The sequence below is a fragment of the Sporolactobacillus shoreae genome (assembly GCF_004684935.1).
Taxonomy (GTDB): Bacteria; Bacillota; Bacilli; order Bacillales; family Sporolactobacillaceae; genus Sporolactobacillus; species Sporolactobacillus shoreae.
The window spans coordinates 12,902-36,440 of record NZ_SRJD01000012.1 but is presented as its reverse complement, the minus strand read 5'-3'; the positions used below and the strand labels follow the sequence as shown (position 1 = coordinate 36,440).

At 43.2% G+C, this 23,539-nt stretch carries 24 protein-coding genes; 11 read left to right on the top strand and 13 right to left on the bottom strand.

Annotated elements, in window-relative coordinates:
- Nucleotides 1-58: 58 nt before the first annotated feature.
- Entirely contained in the window at nucleotides 59-298 is a 240-nt protein-coding gene (locus E4665_RS11015) for an NUDIX hydrolase (protein ID WP_135348848.1), read from the top strand.
- A 191-nt stretch (nucleotides 299-489) separates the two neighbouring features.
- Here the strand turns inward: E4665_RS11015 and E4665_RS11010 are convergent, their stop codons facing one another.
- Complete coding sequence (locus E4665_RS11010) at nucleotides 490-1,740, bottom strand: MFS transporter (RefSeq protein ID WP_135348847.1); 1,251 nt, start codon at nucleotides 1,738-1,740, stop codon at nucleotides 490-492.
- A 114-nt stretch (nucleotides 1,741-1,854) separates the two neighbouring features.
- Here E4665_RS11010 and E4665_RS11005 point away from each other — a divergent pair, with 114 nt between their 5' ends.
- Both E4665_RS11005 and E4665_RS18690 read left to right on the top strand, forming a co-directional pair.
- Nucleotides 1,855-2,802: a helix-turn-helix transcriptional regulator gene (locus E4665_RS11005; protein WP_167815187.1), complete on the top strand. Its 948-nt coding sequence runs from the start codon at nucleotides 1,855-1,857 to the stop codon at nucleotides 2,800-2,802.
- A 163-nt stretch (nucleotides 2,803-2,965) separates the two neighbouring features.
- Nucleotides 2,966-3,901, top strand: coding sequence for an NlpC/P60 family protein (locus tag E4665_RS18690; protein WP_135348845.1), 936 nt, complete (start codon nucleotides 2,966-2,968; stop codon nucleotides 3,899-3,901).
- A gap of 192 nt (nucleotides 3,902-4,093) precedes the next feature.
- Here the strand turns inward: E4665_RS18690 and E4665_RS10995 are convergent, their stop codons facing one another.
- On the bottom strand, nucleotides 4,094-5,002 hold the full coding sequence (locus E4665_RS10995) for an AEC family transporter (protein WP_135348844.1): 909 nt from the start codon (nucleotides 5,000-5,002) through the stop codon (nucleotides 4,094-4,096).
- 156 nt (nucleotides 5,003-5,158) lie between these two features.
- Nucleotides 5,159-5,581 carry a GNAT family N-acetyltransferase gene (locus tag E4665_RS10990; RefSeq protein ID WP_241654828.1) on the bottom strand — a complete coding sequence of 141 codons (423 nt, stop codon included), beginning with the start codon at nucleotides 5,579-5,581 and terminating at the stop codon, nucleotides 5,159-5,161.
- 509 nt (nucleotides 5,582-6,090) lie between these two features.
- Here E4665_RS10990 and E4665_RS10985 point away from each other — a divergent pair.
- The 6 genes from E4665_RS10985 to E4665_RS10960 all read left to right on the top strand — a co-directional run bounded on the left by E4665_RS10985 (nucleotide 6,091) and on the right by E4665_RS10960 (nucleotide 10,710).
- Entirely contained in the window at nucleotides 6,091-6,990 is a 900-nt protein-coding gene (locus E4665_RS10985) for an ABC transporter ATP-binding protein (RefSeq protein WP_135348843.1), read from the top strand.
- On the top strand, nucleotides 6,983-8,227 hold the full coding sequence (locus E4665_RS10980; RefSeq protein WP_135348842.1) for an ABC transporter permease: 1,245 nt from the start codon (nucleotides 6,983-6,985) through the stop codon (nucleotides 8,225-8,227). The genes E4665_RS10985 and E4665_RS10980 overlap by 8 nt, the downstream gene beginning before the upstream one ends.
- 172 nt (nucleotides 8,228-8,399) lie before the next feature.
- The gene (locus E4665_RS10975) at nucleotides 8,400-8,729 is read left to right on the top strand and encodes a PadR family transcriptional regulator (protein WP_135348841.1); all 330 of its coding nucleotides are present in this window, start codon (nucleotides 8,400-8,402) and stop codon (nucleotides 8,727-8,729) included.
- Complete coding sequence (locus tag E4665_RS10970; RefSeq protein WP_135348840.1) at nucleotides 8,726-9,280, top strand: DUF2812 domain-containing protein; 555 nt, start codon at nucleotides 8,726-8,728, stop codon at nucleotides 9,278-9,280. Before E4665_RS10975 ends, E4665_RS10970 begins: the two co-directional genes overlap by 4 nt.
- A gap of 159 nt (nucleotides 9,281-9,439) precedes the next feature.
- Entirely contained in the window at nucleotides 9,440-10,138 is a 699-nt protein-coding gene (locus E4665_RS10965; protein ID WP_135348839.1) for a class I SAM-dependent methyltransferase, read from the top strand.
- Nucleotides 10,135-10,710, top strand: coding sequence for a DJ-1/PfpI family protein (locus E4665_RS10960; RefSeq protein WP_135348838.1), 576 nt, complete (start codon nucleotides 10,135-10,137; stop codon nucleotides 10,708-10,710). The genes E4665_RS10965 and E4665_RS10960 overlap by 4 nt, the downstream gene beginning before the upstream one ends.
- A 49-nt stretch (nucleotides 10,711-10,759) precedes the next feature.
- On the opposite strand, the gene E4665_RS10955 is transcribed toward E4665_RS10960, so the two are convergent.
- From E4665_RS10955 to E4665_RS10945, 3 genes are all read right to left on the bottom strand, one after another.
- Nucleotides 10,760-11,236 (bottom strand): flavodoxin domain-containing protein, encoded by a 477-nt coding sequence (locus tag E4665_RS10955; protein ID WP_135348837.1) that lies wholly within the window; start codon nucleotides 11,234-11,236, stop codon nucleotides 10,760-10,762.
- Nucleotides 11,237-11,241: 5 nt separating this feature from the next.
- The gene (locus E4665_RS10950; RefSeq protein ID WP_167815186.1) at nucleotides 11,242-11,823 is read right to left on the bottom strand and encodes a TetR/AcrR family transcriptional regulator; all 582 of its coding nucleotides are present in this window, start codon (nucleotides 11,821-11,823) and stop codon (nucleotides 11,242-11,244) included.
- 145 nt (nucleotides 11,824-11,968) lie between these two features.
- Nucleotides 11,969-12,586 (bottom strand): LysE/ArgO family amino acid transporter, encoded by a 618-nt coding sequence (locus E4665_RS10945; RefSeq protein ID WP_135348835.1) that lies wholly within the window; start codon nucleotides 12,584-12,586, stop codon nucleotides 11,969-11,971.
- A gap of 179 nt (nucleotides 12,587-12,765) precedes the next feature.
- Here E4665_RS10945 and E4665_RS10940 point away from each other — a divergent pair, with 179 nt between their 5' ends.
- Nucleotides 12,766-14,202 (top strand): aminotransferase-like domain-containing protein, encoded by a 1,437-nt coding sequence (locus E4665_RS10940; protein ID WP_135348834.1) that lies wholly within the window; start codon nucleotides 12,766-12,768, stop codon nucleotides 14,200-14,202.
- A gap of 77 nt (nucleotides 14,203-14,279) precedes the next feature.
- Nucleotides 14,280-14,852: a DUF2087 domain-containing protein gene (locus E4665_RS10935; RefSeq protein WP_135348833.1), complete on the top strand. Its 573-nt coding sequence runs from the start codon at nucleotides 14,280-14,282 to the stop codon at nucleotides 14,850-14,852.
- A 277-nt stretch (nucleotides 14,853-15,129) separates the two neighbouring features.
- On the opposite strand, the gene E4665_RS10930 is transcribed toward E4665_RS10935, so the two are convergent.
- From E4665_RS10930 to E4665_RS10900, 7 genes are all read right to left on the bottom strand, one after another.
- Nucleotides 15,130-15,948, bottom strand: a complete 819-nt coding sequence (locus tag E4665_RS10930; RefSeq protein WP_135348832.1) for an energy-coupling factor ABC transporter ATP-binding protein — start codon at nucleotides 15,946-15,948, stop codon at nucleotides 15,130-15,132.
- Complete coding sequence (locus tag E4665_RS10925; RefSeq protein ID WP_135348831.1) at nucleotides 15,935-16,783, bottom strand: energy-coupling factor ABC transporter ATP-binding protein; 849 nt, start codon at nucleotides 16,781-16,783, stop codon at nucleotides 15,935-15,937. Before E4665_RS10925 ends, E4665_RS10930 begins: the two co-directional genes overlap by 14 nt.
- Entirely contained in the window at nucleotides 16,780-17,544 is a 765-nt protein-coding gene (locus tag E4665_RS10920) for an energy-coupling factor transporter transmembrane component T family protein (protein ID WP_135348830.1), read from the bottom strand. Before E4665_RS10920 ends, E4665_RS10925 begins: the two co-directional genes overlap by 4 nt.
- Nucleotides 17,545-17,601: 57 nt before the next feature.
- On the bottom strand, nucleotides 17,602-18,210 hold the full coding sequence (locus E4665_RS10915) for an ECF transporter S component (RefSeq protein ID WP_135348829.1): 609 nt from the start codon (nucleotides 18,208-18,210) through the stop codon (nucleotides 17,602-17,604).
- A 440-nt stretch (nucleotides 18,211-18,650) separates the two neighbouring features.
- Nucleotides 18,651-19,685, bottom strand: coding sequence for an SDR family oxidoreductase (locus E4665_RS10910; RefSeq protein WP_135348828.1), 1,035 nt, complete (start codon nucleotides 19,683-19,685; stop codon nucleotides 18,651-18,653).
- A gap of 32 nt (nucleotides 19,686-19,717) precedes the next feature.
- On the bottom strand, nucleotides 19,718-22,927 hold the full coding sequence (locus E4665_RS10905; RefSeq protein ID WP_135348827.1) for an MMPL family transporter: 3,210 nt from the start codon (nucleotides 22,925-22,927) through the stop codon (nucleotides 19,718-19,720).
- Nucleotides 22,924-23,373: a MarR family winged helix-turn-helix transcriptional regulator gene (locus E4665_RS10900; RefSeq protein ID WP_135348826.1), complete on the bottom strand. Its 450-nt coding sequence runs from the start codon at nucleotides 23,371-23,373 to the stop codon at nucleotides 22,924-22,926. Before E4665_RS10900 ends, E4665_RS10905 begins: the two co-directional genes overlap by 4 nt.
- Nucleotides 23,374-23,539: the final 166 nt, after the last annotated feature.

Below are 23,539 nucleotides of genomic sequence, written 5' to 3'. Positions count from 1 at the left end.
TTTTTGCACTAAGCTAAATGAACACAACAAGAGAATCTGCTGGAGAGGTGTATTGAAAATGAGAAACAGGGGATCAGTCATTATCGGCAAAGTCCTGCAAGATGGCAATCTGTATTTTTACTCGGCAGAAATCACGAGTGGGGTATTCGGAAGTGGGAAGGGTGATGAGTATACAAATCCGAAGAAAGAAAACGGATCATACGAACCGATATGGATCGACATCGAAAGGCTTGAAGACCTGAATATATATCCACGTGAAATAGCTGAAAAAATTTTGCGGAAATTTAGACGCCAATAAAAATTTGATGGCCACTTCACAGAATAGTTTTAACCACCGCAATTACAGCGTAGTCGTTTTGCAAAAAAAGAAAAAAGCGAGAAAGACCCCTTCTGACCAGTTCATCTTTCCCGCAAGATTTTCAATCGGATCAGAGAAAATACAGATTATCCATCCGCCCTCTTCTTTAATCAGTCTCGATTATTCAGTCACTAGTGGCCAAGGTTCACACTATTATTAGGTATCCAGTGCTCCAGCACGATGAGAAACGGCACCAGCAAAATTAAAGCAGAAATAAAAACAAGAAACAGTAAGGCAGCAAGATGTAGGCTTAACGCCAGTCCTGCCAGAATGGGCCCGAGAATAGAGCCGAGCTGCCAGGATGCGTTTATCATACTGTTATACCGGCCTCTTAGGTTCTCAGAAGCGAGGTCGTTAACCAATGCGGGGAGACTCGAAAACAGGAGCGTTTCACCCACAGCTGTGATGGCAAATGAGAAGAAGAAACCTATAGAAGCAGGAGTTGGCTTGAGAAAACCTGAGATAAAGATCATTAAGTATGCTGTGGCAAAAATTAATGTGGCAATCCCTATGACACGTGTCCTTCTTACATGTTTGACCAATCTTAGGATAAAAAGCTGGCCCAACACAATGACCATGCTATTAATTCCAAAAGCGTCACCAATAGTATTTGCCGGAACATGTGCTTGAGCCGTGCTCCATTGCGGGAAAACGGTTGATGTTATGCCGGTCATGACCAGAGCAATCGTTAAGTAGCAAAATGAGAGAACACTAAGGACCTTGCCATTGGCTCCGAATTGATAAGATGAGAACGGAGACCTATGCTTTTTTCGGTGACGGTTCAGTCCATTTTGATGATCGTTTAAAATCCATTTCTGACCGAACAGGGCAAAAAGGATGAAGGTTGCTGCATCCAGCAAAAAAATGAACTGAAAGGAGAAAACGGAAAGTTTATTCACCACAATGCCGCTAGTTGCCGCACCGAGCCCTGATCCAAGATTCTGCAAAGCAAAAGCGACACCAAAAATACTGGCTTTTTGTGCTTGACCGGCAGAATCAGCTAATATAACCGACAAAGCATTCCATGCACCCGCTGCGCCGGCTCCTGATAAAAAAGCTGCGAGAAATGCGATTTCTTCATTGAAAGTAAAAGCAAATAGTATTCTCCCGGCGGCATCGAGAATCAGAGCAGACAGGAACACCTGTTTTTTCCCCACAAAGTCAGCCATAAAACCCGAAATTGGAATAGACAAAACGCCTGCCATACCACTCGCGCCGATGATCATTCCGGACAGGTTAAGTGGAATGTCCCGCAATTGATACAGATAAAGGAAAAGATAAGGCTCTGTCATACCTGTTCCAATAAGAGAAATCGTATACCCCGATAGAATCCACCGGATTCTTTTTTCAAAAGAAGGAAGAGCAAGCTTTAATCTAAACAAGTGATCACCTGTATTCTGTTTATTGACATCTGCTTTCTATTTTATTGATTAATCCTGACATCTTCTGTCATGTATCAATGCTATACTGGTAAAAAAAGTGATTGGCGGGATTCCATGCGCGCTGACAGATTGTTGTCTATTCTCTTGTCTTTGCAGACGGAAGGAATAATGTCTGCGAAGACGCTTGCTGAGAAGCTGGAGGTTTCGGAGCGAACCATTTACAGGGATGTTGATGCTTTGAGTTTTTCGGGCGTTCCGATTTATGCAATCAGAGGGTCGCACGGTGGTTTTGCCTTGGACAGACACTATCATTTTGATGTGGCAGGCCTTACCCTGCCTGAAATTAAGCAGCTGTTGATCGGGCAGTCACCGGGTCCGCTTACTGATCTGGGAATCGAATCGAAGCAGACAATAATCGATAAATTGATTATGAATTTGCCTCATTCTTATCGGAATGAAGCCCATCAATTCAGCAAACGAATTTATCTGGACCCAAGCAATTGGTTTGAAGATCATGATGAGGTTCCGAGTTTAGTCTCGATTAAAAAAGCGATTGAAGAGAATCGATGGATTCACATCAATTATCAAAAAAGAAAGGGTGAAATCATTTCAAGAGAAATCGCGCCATACGGCTTTGTTGCTAAAATGGATTCTTGGTATCTGATCGCAAAGCGGAGAGAGCAAATGCGGGTATATCGCGTGTCACGAATTCACGCGGTACAATTTACGGATCAGGTGTTTTTGTTTCCTGAGAACTTTAATATTGGTCATTTTTGGACGAAGTGGTGCCATGAGTTTGAAATGAGCCGCCCCAGTTATTGGGCAGTACTTAGTGTCGATTCAAGTGTTCTGCATGATCGGTCAATAAATGGGGGCTGGACATATAGAGAGGAAGCTCAGGATGATGAAGAGGGCAGGAAAGTCATTCGTATTCAGTTTGAAACCCATGAGCAGGCTTTGAGGGATATTTTAAGTTTGGGTTCGAAAGTAAAAGTGATTGAACCGGCTTCTTTGCTTGAAGCGGTTCGTAAAACGATCAAAACTTTGGTCGGCATGTATTAAATTCTGGACCTGCAGCGTCCTAATGTCAGAAAGATTAAATTAAAAAAATAAATCATTCGGATTGTTATAAAAATGTAAACGTGGTCATTTTGTCCATCTGATAAGATAATTTCATAAGTCATTGGTTTCGGTCACGGGATGAAATCCTTGGGAGGTATATTTCATGAAGAAACCGATCATACCGGTTGCCATTGCCGGTGGAGTTATTTTATCTGGAATAATGAATGGTCATGAAGCGATCGCTGCCGTAAATCCTGTGGATCTGGCGGAGCATTATATCCATACACCGTATCAATGGGGTCAGAATGATTGCTCGGGATTTACAAAGATGGTGTTTGCTCAATTAGGTATCAATTTACCGCACAGTTCGGTCCTGCAAGCTACCTATGGCATACCGGTCAGCAAAGGGAACCTGAAGCCAGGGGACCTTGTTTTCTTTAACACCTCAGGAAGAGGAATTTCTCATGTGGGAATCTACGTTGGTGGAGGATGGATGATCAGCGCCGAGTCTGTGGAAACCGGGGTGCGTGAAACACGTGTTTTTGGTGAAGGATCGGCAAGTTACTGGGAGCAACGATTTGTCACCGGGCGACGATTGGAGGGAAATACTAGCAGCGCAAAGACATATGTCAGAGCATCCAAAGAGGAAGCAACGATGAACGTTTCTCTCAAAAAGCAAAAACCTGAATTTCAGAAAACAGTCAATGAAGATTTCGAAAAGGAGACCTATACCGTTGCAGAAGGTGATACTCTTTCGGAAATCAGCCTCCGTGTCCACGTTTCAGTCCTTGATCTTCAATCAATGAATCAGCTGCTTTCTGATGCGATCAGTCCAGGTCAAGTGATACGAATAAAGTCCTCACCAATTGCTGCCTCTTCACTATCTGAAAAAGCCTGGTTCCTTGATTTGGCTTCTCATGAAGATCCATCAGATCATAAAATCGTCAGAAAAATACCGGTTAGTTCGAGTGTTAAAAAAGGTGAAAAAACTTTGTGGGCGATTCTGGCACAGAAAGGCATTACAGTAGTAAAATTTCAAGTACTCAGCCAACTGGCTCCCGTCTCACTTTTTCCCGGTCAGAAATTATATTTCAGATAAGTTCTCTTTTGTAGGGAGATCATCAAATGTAAAACAATGACTGACTGGGGCATCAAGAAACGTTGCAGAGATAAACAGTCGAATGAAGGTGAACGAGGATCGCCTGATGCCCAAAGAATGTATTAAAGCACGGCTATTCCGAAAAGAGCCGGATTTTGATAATGAATTGGATTTACGAAAAAAAGAAGCGATTCAACTGATTGCGATAAAAAACGGCAGATAAACAAAGCTCAAAATGGTTGTAATCGAAACGACCAGAGAAATCGTTTCAGTATCACCGCCAAACTTTTCCGCCAACGTAACGGTATTGATTGCGGCAGGCATACTCGCTTCGACAAATAAAACAGATGCAAGCAAACCATGGATTCCGAGAACAAAAAGGACGAGTTTAGTTAGCAGAGGGACTATTGCCAGACGAAGGATAACACCCAGCCATACTTTCGGGGATTTGAGACCTTTCAGTTTGGTTGTGCTCAGCTTAATCCCCAGTATCATCAGAACCAGAACGGGATAGGCTGTTCCCAGCATTTGTACAGCGGTTTCCATTCCGCCAAAAAGTCGGAAATGAAACAGATCGAGAAGGATGCCGGCGACGCACGCATAAATAAGCGGCGCCTTCAGTATATGGATCATTGCCTGTTTGCCATTCAGCTGCGAACGGGATGCGATATACATACCGAGTACATTAACGAGAATAACCTGTCCAACCACATATACTGCTCCCAAAGCAAACCCTGCACTGCCAAAAGCGAGGAGCAGAACAGGCAGCCCGTAATTGTTGGCATTGCTGAAGAGTGTGGTCAATGTGAGCCCGCGTTTCTCATTTTCTGAAAGGTGGGCAAGCTTGGCTACGACGATCGCCAGCACCCATAACAAGACAGTCATAACGATTGAGAACAAAAAAATATGAAGTATATTTTCCCCCTGAAGATGGGCGCCGGACAGAGCATAAAGAATAAGAGCGGGAGCCATGATGTACAGGCTGATATCAGCCAGCAATTTGGTGTCGACAGGCCGCCTTTTCTGAAGAGCGAACCCGCAAGCGCAGATGATAACGATTGGAATAGTGATCGACATCAGTAATTTTAAATAAGCAGACATTCAATCCCTCCAGGACACTGCAACAGTTAATGCCATTGAAAATTTTTTTGTGGAACTTCCCTTATCATATCATCCAATTGTAAATGGCCGGTTGGATTTGCCTGACTTTTTTTGCATAGTAGAATAATCCCCGGATTTCAATCGTTTTTGAACACCTTACTCGCATTTGTATTCCATTTTAAGAAACTCAAATGTGCTACCATTTGTATCTTGCATAAAAGTATCAACATCTTTAAATCCAACTTTTCTATAAACCTTTATAGCTCTTTGATTAAATGTTGCAACGGATAAAGTTATTTTTTTAGGTTCATATTTTGATTTTACAAAATCCATAGCAGCCATTAAAAATTCTTTTCCTAGACCTCGCCCAGTAAGTATAGGCTCCATTCCTAGGCCAACTTCAAAAGCAGCATCATCTATTTTATCGACACTAAGAAAAGCGATTAATTCATTATCGTTTGTAACAGCAAACGTTGAATTTACTCGCATTTCCGGATTCAAAAATTCATTTAAATCTTCTTCATCAGCCTCCATATCATAGAATGAATAGTCACCTTCATAATGCCAGTTAAACGCGATATCTTCAGCCTATTCTTGCGATATAATACGAAACGCGTACTTCATCACAAATCCCCTTCCTTTTCCTGCAAGCTTAAATTCAACAATTGGTCATATCGTGAACTCAAATAAGCCAAGTGTATCATAAGCCTCGATAATTGGTAAAAAGTTTCTTGTTTTCCGTTTAGAAGTTTTTTTGTGAAACGGAACTTTTTTGAAGGAAGCACAATAAGCATCGGAATTATTTTCACGGCTCTTTGTCAAAAAAAGATTGACATGTATATCGTTTGCCGATACAATTTTTATATCGATAGACGATATATCGGCAAACGATAAGTTCTTGGTTAGCGGTTCATGTTGATTGAGCGGAAGGTACTTGTGAAATTAGTGAGCCAAACAAGTATACGAAGCGAAAAGCAACTGACACGTTTAACAGAACAAAAATATAAGTTTCTGTTTTAACACGAACAAAGCGTTGAACTATAACGTTTTAATTCTCTTAATCAGAAATAATGGGGAAGGGTGATGGTATGACATTAACGGTTGAGCAATTGACTAAGAAGTTTGATCATTTTACCGCTGTCGATCATTTGAGCCTTGAAGCAGAGAGCGGCAAAATTTTCGGACTGATTGGCCAGAACGGCGCGGGCAAGACGACCACATTCCGAATGATTCTTAAATTGCTTGTGCCTACGGACGGAGTCATCAAATGGGGAGGGGAAACTGTAAATACTCTGGACAGGGATATGATCGGTTACCTTCCTGAAGAACGGGGTATGTATCCAAAGATGGCTGTGGAAGACCAGATTATTTTCTTTGGCAGGCTCAGGGGTAAAAATAAACGTGACCTGAAAAAAGAAGCGGATTATTGGATCGAACGATTTGGCCTTTCGGATAAACGGCGGGCACTGACTGAAACACTATCTAAGGGGAACCAGCAAAAGGTTCAGCTGATTGTGAGCATGATCCATCAGCCTTCACTTCTGATACTCGATGAGCCGTTCAGCGGGCTCGATCCTGTCAATGCCGAATTGCTGAAGAAAGCCATACTTGAGCTAAAAGAGCGGGGAGCCACTATTATTTTTTCAAGTCACAGAATGGATCATGTTGAAGAGCTGTGCGATCATCTTTGCCTTCTCCAAAAAGGGAAATCACTGTTCAGCGGAGCCATTCACGAGTTGAAATCCCAGTTTGGCAAGATCAATCTGACACTCCGTGGCCCATTTATGGAGGCGCAGCTCGCCAAAATGCCCGGCGTGCTGTCAGTTTCCTGTCAGAATGACACGTTTCGGCTTTTGCTCTCCAATGAGCAGGACGCAAAGACTATTTTTAATGAAGTAACGAAAAATGGCTTTATTGAACGATTTAGTCTTGACTACCTCTCCCTGGAAGATATTTTTAAACGAAAAGTAGGTGATGGGAATGTCTAAGTTCGCGATTCTCTTTTCACAGTCATACTTTAGCAAATTGAAAGCCAAATCCTTTATTATCACAACACTGATCTTTCTGTTGGCCATTCTCGCGCTGTTTATGTGGCCGACAATCAGCAGCTGGTTTTCATCCAATGACCGTCCGCTAAAAATTGAGATTGTAGACCGTACGGGTCTCAACGCCGGACTGTTGATGAAGGGAAACAGCAAGATAAAATATAGCCTCTTTTCAGGCAGTCTGGCCCAGTCTGACCAAGCAGTGAAAGACAAGAAAGCGGATGGCGTACTATTACTGACTGCTGCAAATGGCGTTCAACTTCAGGCTCAGATGCGTACAGCAAGTGGAGCATTGACACTCAATGATCAGCAGCTGATTGGTCAGCAGCTCCAAACAGCGAATCAGCTTTTCACAATCCAAGGATTGAAATTGTCCCCGGAGCAGGCGCAACGCATTTTGACGGCACACATTTCTCTGGAACAGAAGACGATCAATAATGAGTCAAACGGCAAATCAGCTGATCATAAAACTCAGGCCGCTTTTATCTCCTATGGCATTGCGTTTTTCATTTATCTTTTTGTTATTTCCTACATGTCAATGATCTCATCGGAAATAGCGGCTGAAAAGGACTCCCGAATTATGGAAATCATCATTTCCAGTTCATCGCCGGTTGCCCACCTTCTTTCACGCACCACGGCTATTCTAGCGCTGGGATTCACTCAAATCTTCATACTATTCGGATCTGGACTGATTATGGCTTATTCTTTTGACGGAGGCAAGTACTGGCATCTCGCCGGGGACGCCATTACAGTTGTCTCTTCCTCTTATCTTATTTTTGCGCTGCTTTTCTTTATACTTGCCTGCATTCTTTATACACTGCTTGGCGCCGTCCTTGGATCACTGGTCAGCAAGGTTCAGGATGTCGGTCAGGCGATTATGCCTGTCACCATGATTCTGATGATCGGTTTCTTTATCGCAATCAGCGGATTAGGTAATCCGGACACACTGCTGATCAAGATTTTTTCATATATTCCATTTACGGCATCCATGATCATGCCAATGCGCATCGGCGCAACAGAAATGGGCATCTGGGAGGCGGTCCTTTCGCTTGTGATTCTCGCAGGGACGATTGTATGGCTGTTCCAGTTTAGCCTGAAATTCTATCGCGGTTCCGTGCTCACATATACATCAGGATCCTTCTTTAAAAAAATGAAACAGGCCCTTTCATTATCCAAATAAGAACCGGTCCTTGATGTTCGAAATGATTAGCAGCCAAAGGGAGCACGTAATGGCTCTCTTTTGGTTTATAATAATCCGGAATGTTTACATGGGAAAATGATCGAGGTGACGATCCATCGCATTGCACCATCAGATTTAACACAGTCACCCATTAAGAAAGGAGTGTATTGGTTTGCCTGAAAGCAGCGAACGAGGGGCATTGACAGAAGCCGTCTTTTACATTCTTCTTTCACTCTATACACCCATGCATGGATATGGAATCATGCAAAATGTGAAACAGATGAGTCAAGATCGCGTGGATCTTGGTGCCGGCACGCTTTATGGAGCGATTAACACGCTGCTTCACAAAGGGTGGATTGAGCCGGCGGCTACTTCCGGTTCATCGAGGAAAAAAGAATACAGGATTACACGCTTGGGGAAATCCACGGTTCTGGAAGAATTGGAACGATTAAAAGAATTACTGGCAAATGGCGAAAAAATTGTAGGGGAGGATCCAAAATGAAACGCGTCATTTACAGAGCCTTCTGGGATTATGAAAAAGAAGAGAAATGGCTGAACACGATGGCTGAAAAGGGTTGGGGACTCGTTCGCTACACTTGGTGCCGCTATGTATTTGAAGAAAGCGCCAAGGGCGAGTATATCTACCGAATTGAATTATTGAAGAAGAGGCCTTCACACCCGGAAAGTAAGGACTATCTTCATTTTCTTGAAGAAGCAGGGATCACATGCATCACAACGTATATCAGTTGGGTCTATTTAAGAAAAAAAGCTAGTGAAGGCGGATTTAATTTATACTCAGATGCAGAATCCCGAATGGAACACTACAAAAGAGTGAACAGAATCTGGATCATTTTCGGATTTATTGAAGGGCTCATCGGGTTAGCCAATATTCTCCTTGGAATAATGAATGGGCAGGCAGATTACCAATCAAGACTATTGAATGTTGGTTCAGGTCTGGCGGCTCTCGTGATCGCGGTTTGTTTTGCTAAGTTCAGTCTGTCGCTCTTCAGGAAGATTAATCGATTGAAGTCTGAGAGGATGATCCGGGAATAAGTAAAATTAATCTGTTCAGCTATTACAATAAGATTGAACATATTTTGCGAGTACTCTTTGCGCTAGATGTTAATGCCTTAGCGTACAGAATCAAAAAAGGGATTGCGCGATTAAAGGAGTGTTATCGTTAACAGAGACATGGTTTGAAGGAGAGGGAAAATGTTTCCAGAACATTCAAATACCATTTGGGGTACACATTGCGGCGAGTGTGGCAATGAATGCAGTGTTCTCCAAAATACGCATCATCCGTGGGATCGTACATCATTCACAATAAAACTTGAGTGTCTAGCCTGTGGACATGAAGTGACGATTGATCAGAAAGCAGCTGAAGACTTCTATAATCAAAAAATTTATTCATATTTTACAGGTTTGTCTGGCCATGTGATTGATCTGGGCTGTGGCAGCGGATTTTTGAGCCGTTTCCTGCTTCAAGAGGATCGTATTGAAAGAATTTATGGATTGGATAAAGATACGGACTGTCTTCAAGCGACCCAAGATCTCGCGGAAACAACAAAGAAATTCAAGTTTATTCAATCTGACTTGAGTGAGATCAGCCTTCTGTTTCCGAAAAGAAGCATTGATTTCTTTGTCAGCCGGAATGTCTTCATGTTTATCGAGGACACCGACCGTTTCTTTGATGATGTGTCAGCCTTAGTGAATAAAGGTGTTCTTCAGATGGGCTGGTACATGAAAGAGAATCAAAGGATGAAAAACAAAGTGGAGCCGCAGAAAATCGCAGAGAACTATAAAAAAAGAGGGTGGCAGGTCACTCTTGAGTACTTAGATTGGTACAAAAGCGGTTATTTCATTAAAGCTTGGCGCTCTGACTTTGATAGAAAGATGGAGGCTGAAAGGTGAAAAAAATATTGTTCTTCGTCTATCCGCACTTTGCTGATTTTGAAATTGCGCACACGTTATTCTTACTCCGGAAACTGGGAAACTCTGAAATTGTTACTGTTTCCATAGATGGAAAAGCAGTTGAAAGTCTTGGAGGACTTTTTGTTCAAGCGAAATATGCCTTGAACGAGATTGAAGTCGATGCATTTGACTTAGTCCTAGTTTCCGGAGGCGATGGTGTTGATCAACTCATAGATAATAGCGCTGTTGTAAAAATGTTTACAAGTGCTCATCAATACCATATTCCAATTGCTGCGATGTGCGCTTCTGCTCTATTAATGGCTAAAGCCGGAGTGCTGGATGATAAAAAATTTACCTGTCTTCCGCATACATATCGCAACCACAAATCGCTCTTCAAAAATTCGATTTACACCGGAAATGATGTTGCGATCAGCGAATCAATCATAACAGCCAAAGGCACTGCATTTGCAGAGTTTGCCGTTTCAGTATGTAAGCTCATTGGTCTATTGAGTGATGACAAGCAATACAGTTCGATGCTGAACTTTTGTAAGGGAATAACTGAGCGTTCATAAGAATACTGCCCCGTTTGGTATGTAAAAAGGAATGAATCAATAGGCATGATTAATTCAAAGCTTTTGCAAAAGCGTCGATCCGATCATCATAAAATTCGTCAGTACTCACTTTATTTCCTGTGACTTTGCTCAATATCATCCGGTCTAAGAAGCCCATTTTCTCATAATTAAGGGCATAGCCCAAAACATCCTTAGCAATAGCTTTCTTATACAGCGATTCCGGATAATTGTTTTTCAATTCGTCTTGTCTGGTTTTTTCATCTGGATGCCCGGCGCAGAGAAAGAGGGCTGTTTTCTTAGTCAGCAGCTCTTCAAGATGCCCAGTGATATAATGCGACAGCTTTTTTTGAATTCTTCCCATATAAATGGAACCGCCGAGGATGACCGTTTCATATGAATCGAGCGGGGGGACATTGTCTTTCATCACGTTGAACAGTTCACAATCTTGTCCCATGACTTTTTTCAGACGTTGAGCAACTTCTGCCGTACTGCCGTATTTTGTCGCATAGATGATTATCTTTTTCATTACGTTCATCTTCCCCTTTTTTCAATAGCGTTCACGATCAGTTCAACCGTCTGGTTGATCAGACGTTGCTTTTGTTCCTCGTTCACATGCTCAATCATCATCCTCAAAGACAACCCAAAAAGAGTGCTCCAAATCACTTGAACAATCGTTTCCACATCTGAATCACTGCGCTCGGAAAGACTGCGAAGTTCCCTCAATGCATGGTAGAGCATTGCCAAGGCAGGCCGTTCAGTTGCAGCGCCTTTGTAGAGCACAGCTGAACGAACAAGCATAGCCGGCGCATCGCTTAACATGACTTTTTTATACAAGTCTCCCATTTCAATTGCTAAATTGATGTAGCTTGCGATATTGCTCTTCAAAGCCTCGCCCAGTGACTCCCTTGCAACCGGATGAGCGGATAGAGTATCAATCATTCGATCATAGTCTTCAGTGATTAACTCTTCGACGATCTGCTCCTTGCTGTCGAAATAGTGATAGATCGTAGCTGGGGAATACTCGATTAATCGGGCAATTTTTCTGATTGAAATGCCTTCTACATTTTCTTCGCGTATCAATTTTCTTGCAGCGCCAAGTATCTTTCTCCGCATGTCCATTTTCTCTTTTGCTTTTCTTTCTGAAATACCTATGATGGAACATCTCCAAATTTAAACGGTGATAAAAAAGTAAACATCGTTCACTATTTGCTTCTAATATATCGGATAATTAGTTTTTGGTCAAGTCAGAAGGAGACTTTTATGTACGAAGCAGAACAAAGCCTAAATATAATGCGATCCCCCAAATGATAAGTGCTGAAACTTTGTTGATCAGAACGAGTGACCTGCTGCGGCTAGCCAATCGTTCTGTAAGAAAATGCCCTGCAAGTGAAAGTCCTGAGAACCAGATCCATGAGACAGTCGCACAGGAAGCGGCGAATGCCCATTTTGTGCTTCCAGAGTAGTGGAGGGCATTCGTGCCGATAATCCCAATCGTGTCCATAACCGCGTGCGGATTGAGCAGTGAAACGGAAAGAGTGAACAGAATTTGTTTTTTTATGGAGAGACGCTGACTTTGATTCTTTTTGTCAGCCGAGGGATTTTTCCATATGGTCCAGCCGATCAGAATTAAGAAAATAAGTCCGATCACTAGAAAAATGTTCTGAAGCAAAGGGAATGAGCGAATCAGTAAAGAAACGCCGGCAACGGCAAGAAAAATGAGTAGTGTATCTGAGAGGGAAGCAGCTAGGATGGACGGCAATGCTTCCGTAAAACGTTTCGAACGTGCCCCTTGATTAAAAATAAAAATGTTCTGTGCACCAAGCGGCAGAATCAAACCTAATGCGAGAAAAAAACCGTGAATGATTGCTGGTAACATCGAATAAGCCTCCCGAGACAATTAGATCCATTCGTACTTCTCTATTTTCCTGAATTAACAACCGGAAGTCACCAGCCAAATTATCAAAAATGAACCAGCCAAACTGTGCTATCATGGATAAAAAAGTAGCATACGTTTTTTTTAACCAACCAAACTATTGAGCGAGAGGGGTATACGTAATGATTCTGGACCGGCAATCATCTGTTCCACTGCACGTGCAAGTAACAGATTACATAAAAGAAAAGATTCGAACCGGCGAATGGGTGGTTGGCAGTAGGTTACCCTCACAGCGAAATTTGGCGGAAGAATTGTTGGTTAACCGTAGTACGGTGATAGCAGCCTTTGAGGAGCTTGCCGCGCAGGAATTGATTGAAGGAAATCGCGGCGGCGGTACAATGGTTGTAAACAATACATGGGGGCTGATGGCAGGAAAACAAATGGTTAATTGGGAAACATATGTGGAATCCGGTCAATACAAACCCAATTTACCCATGATTCGGAAAATTAATGAAGCCGAATTTGATCCCGCCATCATTCGTATAGGGACAGGCGAACTTAGTCCCGATCTTTTGCCTTCCGATACATTTGCTGATTTGCTCAGAAAAACGCCTGCCCAATCACTCGCTCTGGGTTATCAGGAACCCAAAGGCGATTTACATCTCCGGGAACAGGTTTCTCAATATTTGAAAGGGATTGGCATTGCTGCCGGTTCTTCATCGATTCTTGTCGTCTCGGGAGCACTTCAGGCTTTGCAGCTGATTTCGAACGGATTGCTTGACCGTGGGTCGGCCATTATGCTGGAAAAGCCTTCTTATTTATATTCTGTTCATGTTTTTCAATCAACAGGCATGCGTTTTGTCAGTTTGCCAATGGATGCGGAAGGCCTGCATCCAGGAAAATTGGCTGATTATAAGAGAGAATATCATGGGACGACTGTCTACACCATCCCGTCTTTTCACAATCCGACTGGAACGCTTATGAGTGAAAACAGAAGGAGACAGTTGCTTTCTGTTTGTGAGAAAGAACGTCTGCCGATTATTGAGGATGATGTCTATCGTGATCTTTGGTTCGAAGCGCCGCCACCGCCTGCGTTGAAAAGTAGGGACAAGACCGGGAATGTGCTCTATATTGGCAGTCTTTCAAAAGTACTGAGCCCAGGACTCCGAATCGGCTGGATTGTGGGGCCGCAACCGGTCATTGATCGGCTGGCCGACATTAAAATGCAAAGTGACTATGGCGCGAGTTCGCTGTCACAATGGGTGGCCGGAGAATTTCTGAGAACGGGGTTATATGAGAAGCAAGTTTCTTTGGTTCGGGAGCAATTGAGAAAAAGACGCGATGATCTGATTGATTTGCTGCATACTTATTTCTCAGATATTGGAAGATGGCGTGTTCCCAAGGGGGGATTCTACATTTGGCTGAATCTAGTTCCAGCGATCGATCCACGGCAATTATTTGAACGGGCTTTGAAAAAAAGCATTTTGCTTAATCCAGGGATATTGTATGACCGCGGTGCACGGCAATATTTACGTTTATCTTATGCCTACGCTTCACAGAAGGAGATGGAGCAAGCCATCCGCATTTTGAGAAAATTAGTGATTGAATCGGGAAGATAAGATTCAGTACTTGTATATAATTAATAATTATACTAATATCTAATTAGACAATTGATAAACATCCTAGAGGTGCTACAATGCAAATTAACCGAATCGTCGAATTTCATAAAGCACTGGGTGATTTAACGCGAATTCGTATTATTGCCCTGCTACAGCAGGGACCGCTTCATGGCCAGGCGATTGCCGGAAAACTTTCTCTTAAGCCACCAACGATCACCCATCACATGGCGAAATTACGTGAAGTAGGCTTGATCAAGGAACGTCGTGATAAAAACACCATTTATTTTTCACTTGACACTAAGGCTCTGGAGAGCAGCACCCAAGCCATTTTATTCTTGGGTAAAAAAGAGGGGGATTCCGAAATGTCAGTTACAGAAGCAGAACGGGCAGCTATTCTCAGCAACTTTTTTACACCTGAAGGCAAGCTGAAGAACATTCCGGCACAGCGTAAGAAAAGACTGGTTATCTTATCCCACATCATTAAAGGACTCGAATTTGGGAGAATCTATCCGGAAAAAGAGATCAGTGAATACTTACAGCAATTTCATCCGGATTATGCGACACTGCGCAGAGAACTAATTATCACTCAGTTCATGTATCGAAAAAACGGTGAGTATGAGCTGAACCCGAGGGAATTGTGGGATATATGACCCAACAATCATTAAAAAAGATGAGGAGGTTTATAATGGAAGGGATCAACTACCAGACTGATTGAGAATGCATTCCGAACGACGTTCAGAAAGCGTCTCATTGATTGATAGTGATCCTCGGACTTTTCTTCAGCTTTTTTCTGAAACGAAGCGGCTGCCAGTAAAGAAGGCAGCCGATGTGTGAGATACACGATTATAGATTTTTGAGAGTAAAATAAGGTAGAGAGATAACCACGTACTACGTTTCCGCCTTATTGTTACTCCTCATTCCATCTGCTTATTGCTTAAATTCTTCCCTTTTCCGGAGACTGTCTTTCACGAATTGCTCTGCGGTCAGATAGGTTTCTGTATAACCGAGCCGATTGCCCAGCTGAGTGACATGCGGTGGTTCAAGATATGCCCTCCGGACTGCCTCGGTTTGTGAAAAAACAGATTTTGTGTCGTTATCCATGGTGACTTTGCCGTTTTGAAAGACCAGAGTTCTCGTAAATGTCTCCGCGACAAAGTCCATATCGTGAAGTATGGAAATGACAAGCCGTCCCTCACCCTCAAGCTTTCTGACCAGCCCTTGAATCAGCTGTTTGCCGTAATCATCCTGTGCAATTGTTGGTTCATCAAGTAATACAATCTGGGTATTCATAGCCAGAATAGAAGCAATGCTGATCAATTTGCGCTCTGAGAACGAGAGGTCATAGGGATTGTCGTTTACTTTGTTTTCGAGTCCGACCTCTATCAGAGCCTTTTTCGTGCTTTCATCTGCCTCGTCTTCGGGAATCCCAATGTTATGCGGGCCGAAAATAACTTCGTCGTATACACTGCTTTTGAAAATCTGGTCACCGGGGTTCTGAAACACCAGTCCAATGTGAGCAGCAAGTTTGGCGACACTGATTTCCTTAGTGTTAACGCCATTGATCAGAATATCACCGGAAACAGGTTTCAGTAGGCCTTTGAGAAGCTTGACGAATGTCGTTTTTCCGGCACCATTTTGTCCGATTATGGCGGTACTGCGGTGATCGAATGCAAGATCAATTCCTTTTAACAGTTCAATGCCTTCCGGATATGAGAAATGTAGGTTTTGGACATCAATCAGATTCATTAAATTTTTGCACCTCGTTCACTGCCTCAGAAAGGGTTACTGGATAGAGGCCCGATAGGTCACGGATGCCCAGGCCCTTGCAGACTCTCGTAAAAACTGGTGGACGCAGGCCGTGTTCCTCCAGATGATTCATTGAAAATACGTTAGTCGGTGTATCAAAAGCAACGATCTTTCCGTTATCCAGAAACATTACTCGATCAGCGTATTCAGCAATCTCCTCAATCTTATGCTCAACCATGATTATTGTCATACCTTGATTGCTCAGCTTTTTGATCGCTCTAAAGACTTCGGCTGTGCCCTGTGGGTCAAGTTGGGAAGTCGGTTCATCGAGCACGAGCAGTCCGGGATGCATCACAAGAATACTGGCGATCGCGACGCGCTGCATTTGCCCTCCGGAAAGTTCAAGAGGATTTTTATCGCGTAAGTGATCAATTTCCAGTAGGTTCAGTGCATCCTCAATACGTCTGAGCATTTCCAATTTTGGCACGCCGAGATTCTCCAGGCCAAAGGCCAGTTCCTCTTTCACCGTTTCTTTGGCTCCAGTCATCTGTGTAAAGGGATTTTGAAAGACAATGCCGACTTCCCGGGAAATATAGCTTAATTTACTTTCTTTGACGTTAATCCCGTCTATATGGACCGAACCGCCGTACGCACCTTTAAAAAAATGTGGAACTAATCCAGTCAGAGCAGCGCAGAGTGTCGATTTTCCAGCCCCATTCCGACCAATGATACCAATTAGTTCACCTTGTTCAATTTCAAATGTAAGGCCGTTGATTGCAAGATTTTCAGTCAATGGATATCTGTATTTCAGGTTGTTGACGACGACTTTACTCATAATACCCTCCAAATGATAGAAACAACCAACAGTAGAAGCAAGATGATTCTTACCGGAGTCTTGTACCGGTACTTCATTTCTTCATGAAAATAGGTTCGTTTCGCGTCTGCGCTGAATGCCCTCGCTTCCAGTGCCATAGCACGCTCGCGGGTACCTACTAAGGAGCTAATCACAACCGGCCCGATGAGCGGCAGGAAGGCTTTGACTCTGACAAAAAGATTCCCTTCTGTTTCCATACCTCTTGAGCGCTGGGCGTCTGAAATGGTTTTCATCGACGAGACCATTTGTGGAATGATCTGAAAGATTGAATTGATCACGTATCCCATTCGATGAGAAAGGCCCTTGCGCTGAAGTGTCTCCACAATATCAGAAGGCCGCGTCGTCAAAACAGTCAGCGAGGAAACCAGAAGGATATCCAAAAAACGAACGATAATCAACGAAGCATGGATCAGGCCTTCCTGATAGAAGTGAACAGGGCCTAATGAAAAAAACACGATGTGATAACCAGGTATAAATGCAGCCTGCACAATAATAACAGACAGAAGAACAAAAAGAGAAAGCGCAACTATTGGAATCAACTTTTTCAGAACGCCTGCACAGGTATGTAGAATCAAGCTTATCAGTATAGCAAGCAAACCGATGATTACCGACCCTGATATAATGGGAATCGCAATAAACACAAAGATATAGATCAGCTTAGTTAAAAAATCTACATCGTGAACAAAGGATTTTTTATTGACATAGAGCGAGATATTCTGCAAAACGATTTCTCCTCACCATATTTCAGAAGGATAGAGTACTAGCAGCGTGATTCTGACTTAGTCAAGAGTTGTTGTTTCCTGACTATTATCGAAAAGAGTAATCAATCTCTTAGGCAGAACACTGAAAACGGCAAAAGCGACAATGGAGCTGACAATCTTGTCAGGGGCATCCACTGATATATTATCGATAAATGATGACAGGATAATATTAACATGGTGAGCATTTAAAAATGCAAAGGCGGCATCTCCCCAGACATTGCCTGTCTGGCCGCCATAGTAAATATAGTTCAGCGGAACTGAGACAATCGAGGATACAAAAGCGACGATTACTCCGAAAATAATAACCTTCCACAGCTTACCTACCATTCCGTAATAAGCAAGAAGGCCGGATGCAACACCTATGGCTATGCTCGCGATGCCATATACTGCAGAAGCGGGACTTACAGTCAGACCATAAATAACGTTATTTATCAGGCCGGAAAGTGCACCAAGAATGGGTCCGCCAAGGATGCCTGCAAAAATTGTTCCAATTGAATCCAGCCATAGCGGAAGCTTTAGCGTTTCAGCAAATAACTTACCAATATAATTGATGGCTACTGCAGCCGGTATTAATGCAATTGAAGCTGTGTTAAGTTTTACCATCCACAAGGATCTGTTCTTTTTCATGAATGTCTGCGCCTCTTTTTTTACTGATTATGTCGCTTTTTGGTAAACGAAGATATGAACACAATAAGTCGCTTGTTCCGGATTGATGTACGGTTTAGCTCTGCATTCTGATGCCTGAATTAAGTGGTTATTTTTGATGATCGAAGTCGTTGTTACCTCCTCGAGACAGAGAAAATTATGGAGTAAAGATCCATTTTGATTATTGAAATATCCATTCGTTTGACACGCAAACGTTTCATCTTTACACCTGTCTTGACACATATCATGTCATAATTTGAGAGTAATAGCAAGTACCTGAACCCGGTACTTACCAATGGATTGTATAAAAAAAGCAATTCACTTTTGCGGGTGAATTGCTTCCAAAAACGATTGAAATTAGTTCATTGAGTACATTGGGCTGATTTCATTGTAGAAACAATAGATATGACTCTATTGTTTCTTTAAATTATTTTGTCACGCTCCAACTGTTCCTTCTGATCAGTCAGAGTTTTTTCAAGATTTTTGTAGGACATCCCCAGTTCTCCGACACTTTTCCCGTTGTTAAACCTAAGAGGATATCCCGCATTCCTTGAAACCACTTTTCTCGAATAGCCAAACAGTGGCGCGATCAGCCAGAAAAGGAATTTAGGAACAACGCGTCTTGGTAGAGGATATTGGCCTGGAAAGCATTTTTCTAGGGTTGCAGCAATTTGCGCTAAAGAGGCTTCTCCTGCGGAAAGCACGTATCTTCCAGAAGCATCTTCTGTGAACGCTGCAGCTATCTCCGCTTTCGCAACATCGCGAACGTCAACGTATCCGGTTGAAAAATCCGGGACACCTGACTTATATTTGCCGCTTAGAAAATCGACAATCGTTGAAATACTTGTGGAATCTTTCCTTGTCGTCAGAGACGGACCAAGGAGAAATGAGGGATTGATTGTTACCAGATCCCATTTATCCTGTTTTTTGCACATCTCCCAAGCTTCTTTTTCAGCGACTGTCTTAGAAAAGCTGTAGGGCTGGTGACTGGGACTGCTTGTTTCATTCCAGTCGGCCTCAGTAAAAGCAGTTTTCCCTTTAAGTTCACAATTGTCGCTATAGATGGCGGCGACACTGCTGGTCAGCACAACTCGTCTGACAGTCCTCGCTCTGTTTACCGCATTTAAAACATTCTGTGTTCCTTTTTTTGCAGGTTCAATCAGATCTTTTTTAGCATCTTTTATTCCGGCGATAAAGAAGGGGGACGCCGTGTGAAAAACAACGTCACATCCTTGGGCAGCTTCGTTAAAACTTCCGTCCTTAAGCAAATCTGCTTCATAGACGGACAGATGGCCTTCTGTTGCCTTTTCAATATGAAGCAGATGCTCATATTTTTTTACATCAGCCTTATTCCTGACGGTGATTCTGACATCATAACCTTTTTCCAGAAGCCCTTTGACGATCCAGGAAGCCAGATAACCGGTTCCCCCGGTAACGAGTACTGTTTGATTTACCATTTTTCCCTCTCCCTTATTGGAAATTGGTGATTTCAGTCCGCATGATTTTCTTCAGATGATAATGGGTTTGATTTTCGTTCGATAAAAGGCCACCAGTTCCCACGTCCGAAGAACTTAACCATAACGGGTACAAAGAGCGGGATGACAACCGCCGCGTAGAGCGCCAGGCCGATGATTGTCGTTGTCGCAATTTCCATCAACGAAAGCATACCTGAGGGGAGCATCGCGGCAAATGTCCCGGCCAGAATAATTACAGCGGAAAAGATGACGTTACCCATGTGCCAGAGTGTCAGAAGCATTCGCTTCTTTATTGCCATATTGGCATATTCATTAAAGCGTGTCATGACGAAGATTGAGTAATCAATCCCCAGAGCCATGAGAATGATGAAGGCAAAGAAAGGTGTTGTCCAGCTCAGGCCGGAGTAATGAAAGAGTTTTGTGAAAATCAGTTCGCTGAATCCAAGTGAAGCGAGATAGGTCAGCAGCAGTGAAGCCATCAGATAGATCGGCATCGTCAGAGATCGAAGGACAATGACGAGCGCGATGAAGACGCCGATCAGAACGAAGGTCAGTGCGCGGGAATAGTCTGAACTCTCCATTTTTTGGGTGTCGCTGTTTGAACTTGCGATACCTCCAATTCCGATATGTGCATTCTCAAGCTTCGTTCCTTTAAGCATTGAGGGAAGCTGATTCTTCAACGACTGGAAGTTGCTGATGCCCTTGTTTGAATAGGGATCGTCCTTCATGATCACGCTGATGCTAGCGACCTTGCCATCTTTGCTCATATATTGATCGAGTGATTTTTTGAAATCATTGTTGGAGAAAATGGAGTCCGGTACATAGATCCCTGAGTTATCGTAGGACAGATGTGTCCAGTTATCTATGAAACTATTGGCGGTGTTAATGCCATTTTGAATCTTGCTCGCCCCATCGGAACCTTGGGCCAATCCAGAAGACAGCGTGCTCATCTGGCTCTGAACCTGCCCGAATCCTGTTTTCATCTGATTCTGGCCGGAAGCAATCTGATTCAGCGCATCCGTAATCTGCGGCATTTTGGCAATGACTTGATCCTGGCCGCTTCCAGCCTTGTTCAGCCCATTTTCAAGCTGGCTCAGCCCTGCATTGATCTGCGACATGCCGGTTTGGAACTGGTTCAGCCCGCTGGAGATTTTAGCAGATTGATTGTTTAATTGGTTCATGGCATCAGCCAAAGATTGGATACCGGTGTTTAATTGGTTGATTTGAGCCTGTGCTTTTTGTGTTTGCTGAGTAATGGCTGTTTGGATAGCATTCATTGAATCGGAAAGCTGGGAAAAATCGGACTCAATTTTTAAAAAGGAAGGATCCTTACTTACCCCTTGATGCGTAGTAGCGTAATAGGTAAGATCTTTCATTATTTGATTTGAAATATTGGTCAACTGTGAAGTATCAATCGCCGGTTGGCTGCCTGATGAAGAGAACTGTTTCAGCTGATCCGAAATTCTCTGCAGATTCGCAGCGACCTGCTGGTAGCCGTTCTGAATCTGGCTTTCTCCGGACTGCAGCTGAGCCAGCTGGCTCTTCGCACTCTGAATATTTTTCATAATCTCAGACGTGCCTGATGCGCCTGATTTGACACCGCTCGAAATCTGGGAGAGGGCACTTTGCATGCTGCTGATCCCACTGTTCGTTGCCTTCGTTCCTGCCTGCAGTTTGCCGATATTCGAGATCGCGCTGTTCAGCTGGGGCTGGGAAGATTTTATTTTTTTACTTGTATTACTCAGATTACTTTTTATTTGACCTAATCCGTTGGATGCACTGGCTAGTCCGCTATGCAAGGTACCTGCCTGATTTTTGACATAGATGTCGCTAAGACGGCTTCCAAGCGGACGCGACACACTTAGCACTTTATCCACATGCGGATCCTTTGAGATCTGTTCAGAAAGACGCTCCATCAAAGCAACGTAATCAGTTGACCTCATGTTTTCATCGTTCTGAAAATAAATGGTTGCTGGTGAAATATTCCCTGCGCCGAAATCTTTTGAAACAACGTTAAAGCCGGCTTTTGACGCGTAGATATTTGGTAGTTCTTCGGGTGAATTGAATGACGGCTGACCATGGTAAGTGATGATCGGAGGAACCGTGAACAACGCGACGATCAGCAGGGCAATAATCGGTCGTGTAAATGCAAGATTCCCGGCCCAAGCCCAGATTCCACTCTTGGATTGTTCAATTTTCTTATTCATTGGCCAGAAAAGCTTGTTACCGAGCGTAACTGTGAACAGAGGAAGAATCGTAAACAGGGCAATCAACAGAAAGACGACACCGACGCCGACAGCCACAGCACTGCGATACAGGGAGAACTGGACAAAGGCAAGTGAAAGAAATGCGATAAAAACGGGAATACCGCTGTGCAGGACAGTGATTCCGGCTGTTTTGAAGGTATTTAGTGTCGCTTCATACTTATCTTTTCCGTTTGCCAGTTCCTCCTTGAATCGGCTCAGCAAGAGGATACAGTAATCGGTCCCAATGCCAAACATGATTGCGACCATAAAAATCTGTGTGAAGTTTGAAATTGGGAAGTTAAAATATTTGACCAGAAAAGCTACGACAGATTGAGCGACGACATAGCTGATACCCACGGAAACCAGTGGAATAAACGGTGCGACTACCGAACGAAAGACAAGAAGCAACACGACAAGAATAAAAACGACCGTGATCCATTCTGTTTTTTGCAGTCCCGCCTGAGCGGCAGTGCTCATGTCGTCATTGATCAACTGTTGTCCGGTGAGGTAGGTCGTGACACCATTCGTTTTTATTTGCGCGTCAATCGCTGTACGTTCCTGGTGAACCGAAAGATTCTTATTATTCTCAATCTGAAGCATTGCCATCAGGGTCTTATTATTTTTGGACACCAATTCATTCTTCAAGCTCTTGTTATCGAAACTGTCAGTGATGCTTTGGATATGCAATGAAGCTTTGTTGTTTTTAACCTTCTGAAGGGTTTGCTGAATCGCGTCCATATTCTTTTGAGAAAGACCCTTTTCGGAGTGGAAAACCGCCAGGTAAGTCGTACCGTTGCCGCTCCCACCGATCTTTTTCTCCAGATTGCCGGCAATACTTGAGGAATAATTGTCCGGGAAAGAGTAGCCGCCTTTCTCACGTACCAGCTGATTCATATCAGGGGATGTCATAATAAGTGCGATAAGGCCGACAATCCAGACGGCCAGAAATACCCAGCGGAGAGAAATTATTTTTTTCATTTTTCAGCCCTCAATCTCGTGATGATCGTGTTAATTTTCTTGTAGATGCGTATAAATTCGCGGCTGTCCTGTTCGCCAAGCTCTTGAATCCATTTTTCAACAAGTGACTGTATTTTCTTTTCTCCTTCATTGAAAATGGCGTGACCTTTTTCAGAATTATAAAGGCCGAAACTTCGATTATCTATTTTTCTTTTCTCGATAAATTTCTTGTCGAGCAACCTGCTGATCCGGATGCTGACGCCGCTCTTATTAATGTCGAGCCTCTCTGCAATCTGGATCGGACTGATTCCGGGGTGCTGTTCAATCAGCCGCATCATGCAAAACTGTTCAAAAGTGATGAAATGTTCGCGGGTCATTTCTTCGACTGTTTCGCGCACCTGATTTTTTGTAAAAACAGAAAGCTCCAGGTAGTCCTTGATTAATGTCTGAATCGAGTCTAATTCCATAAATACACGGATCCTTTCCTAGAATAGGTAACTGTGTTAACTGTTTTGTATTCTAACAATAAACAGTTAACTGTGTCAACTTTATTTGTACGAAAAAAAACTCAAACAGTGCAGTTTTTATACAAAAAAGAGCCCTTAAAAAGGGGCGTGATGAATATTCGTAGAT

Bases quoted from the DNA above. Each gene is read 5' to 3' on its own strand.
- E4665_RS11015 (WP_135348848.1), top strand. From the start codon at position 59: ATGAGAAACAGGGGATCAGTCATTATCGGCAAAGTCCTGCAAGATGGC.
- E4665_RS10965 (WP_135348839.1), top strand. From the start codon at position 9,440: ATGTTTCCAGAACATTCAAATACCATTTGGGGTACACATTGCGGCGAG.
- E4665_RS18690 (WP_135348845.1), top strand. From the start codon at position 2,966: ATGAAGAAACCGATCATACCGGTTGCCATTGCCGGTGGAGTTATTTTA.
- E4665_RS11005 (WP_167815187.1), top strand. From the start codon at position 1,855: ATGCGCGCTGACAGATTGTTGTCTATTCTCTTGTCTTTGCAGACGGAA.
- E4665_RS10945 (WP_135348835.1), bottom strand. From the start codon at position 12,586: ATGTTACCAGCAATCATTCACGGTTTTTTTCTCGCATTAGGTTTGATT.
- E4665_RS10905 (WP_135348827.1), bottom strand. From the start codon at position 22,927: ATGAAAAAAATAATTTCTCTCCGCTGGGTATTTCTGGCCGTCTGGATT.
- E4665_RS10910 (WP_135348828.1), bottom strand. From the start codon at position 19,685: ATGGTAAATCAAACAGTACTCGTTACCGGGGGAACCGGTTATCTGGCT.
- E4665_RS10915 (WP_135348829.1), bottom strand. From the start codon at position 18,210: ATGAAAAAGAACAGATCCTTGTGGATGGTAAAACTTAACACAGCTTCA.
- E4665_RS10935 (WP_135348833.1), top strand. From the start codon at position 14,280: ATGCAAATTAACCGAATCGTCGAATTTCATAAAGCACTGGGTGATTTA.
- E4665_RS10995 (WP_135348844.1), bottom strand. From the start codon at position 5,002: ATGTCTGCTTATTTAAAATTACTGATGTCGATCACTATTCCAATCGTT.
- E4665_RS10925 (WP_135348831.1), bottom strand. From the start codon at position 16,783: ATGAGTAAAGTCGTCGTCAACAACCTGAAATACAGATATCCATTGACT.
- E4665_RS10930 (WP_135348832.1), bottom strand. From the start codon at position 15,948: ATGAATCTGATTGATGTCCAAAACCTACATTTCTCATATCCGGAAGGC.
- E4665_RS10955 (WP_135348837.1), bottom strand. From the start codon at position 11,236: ATGAAAAAGATAATCATCTATGCGACAAAATACGGCAGTACGGCAGAA.
- E4665_RS10940 (WP_135348834.1), top strand. From the start codon at position 12,766: ATGATTCTGGACCGGCAATCATCTGTTCCACTGCACGTGCAAGTAACA.
- E4665_RS10970 (WP_135348840.1), top strand. From the start codon at position 8,726: ATGAAACGCGTCATTTACAGAGCCTTCTGGGATTATGAAAAAGAAGAG.
- E4665_RS10980 (WP_135348842.1), top strand. From the start codon at position 6,983: ATGTCTAAGTTCGCGATTCTCTTTTCACAGTCATACTTTAGCAAATTG.
- E4665_RS10985 (WP_135348843.1), top strand. From the start codon at position 6,091: ATGACATTAACGGTTGAGCAATTGACTAAGAAGTTTGATCATTTTACC.
- E4665_RS10950 (WP_167815186.1), bottom strand. From the start codon at position 11,823: ATGCGGAGAAAGATACTTGGCGCTGCAAGAAAATTGATACGCGAAGAA.
- E4665_RS10900 (WP_135348826.1), bottom strand. From the start codon at position 23,373: ATGGAATTAGACTCGATTCAGACATTAATCAAGGACTACCTGGAGCTT.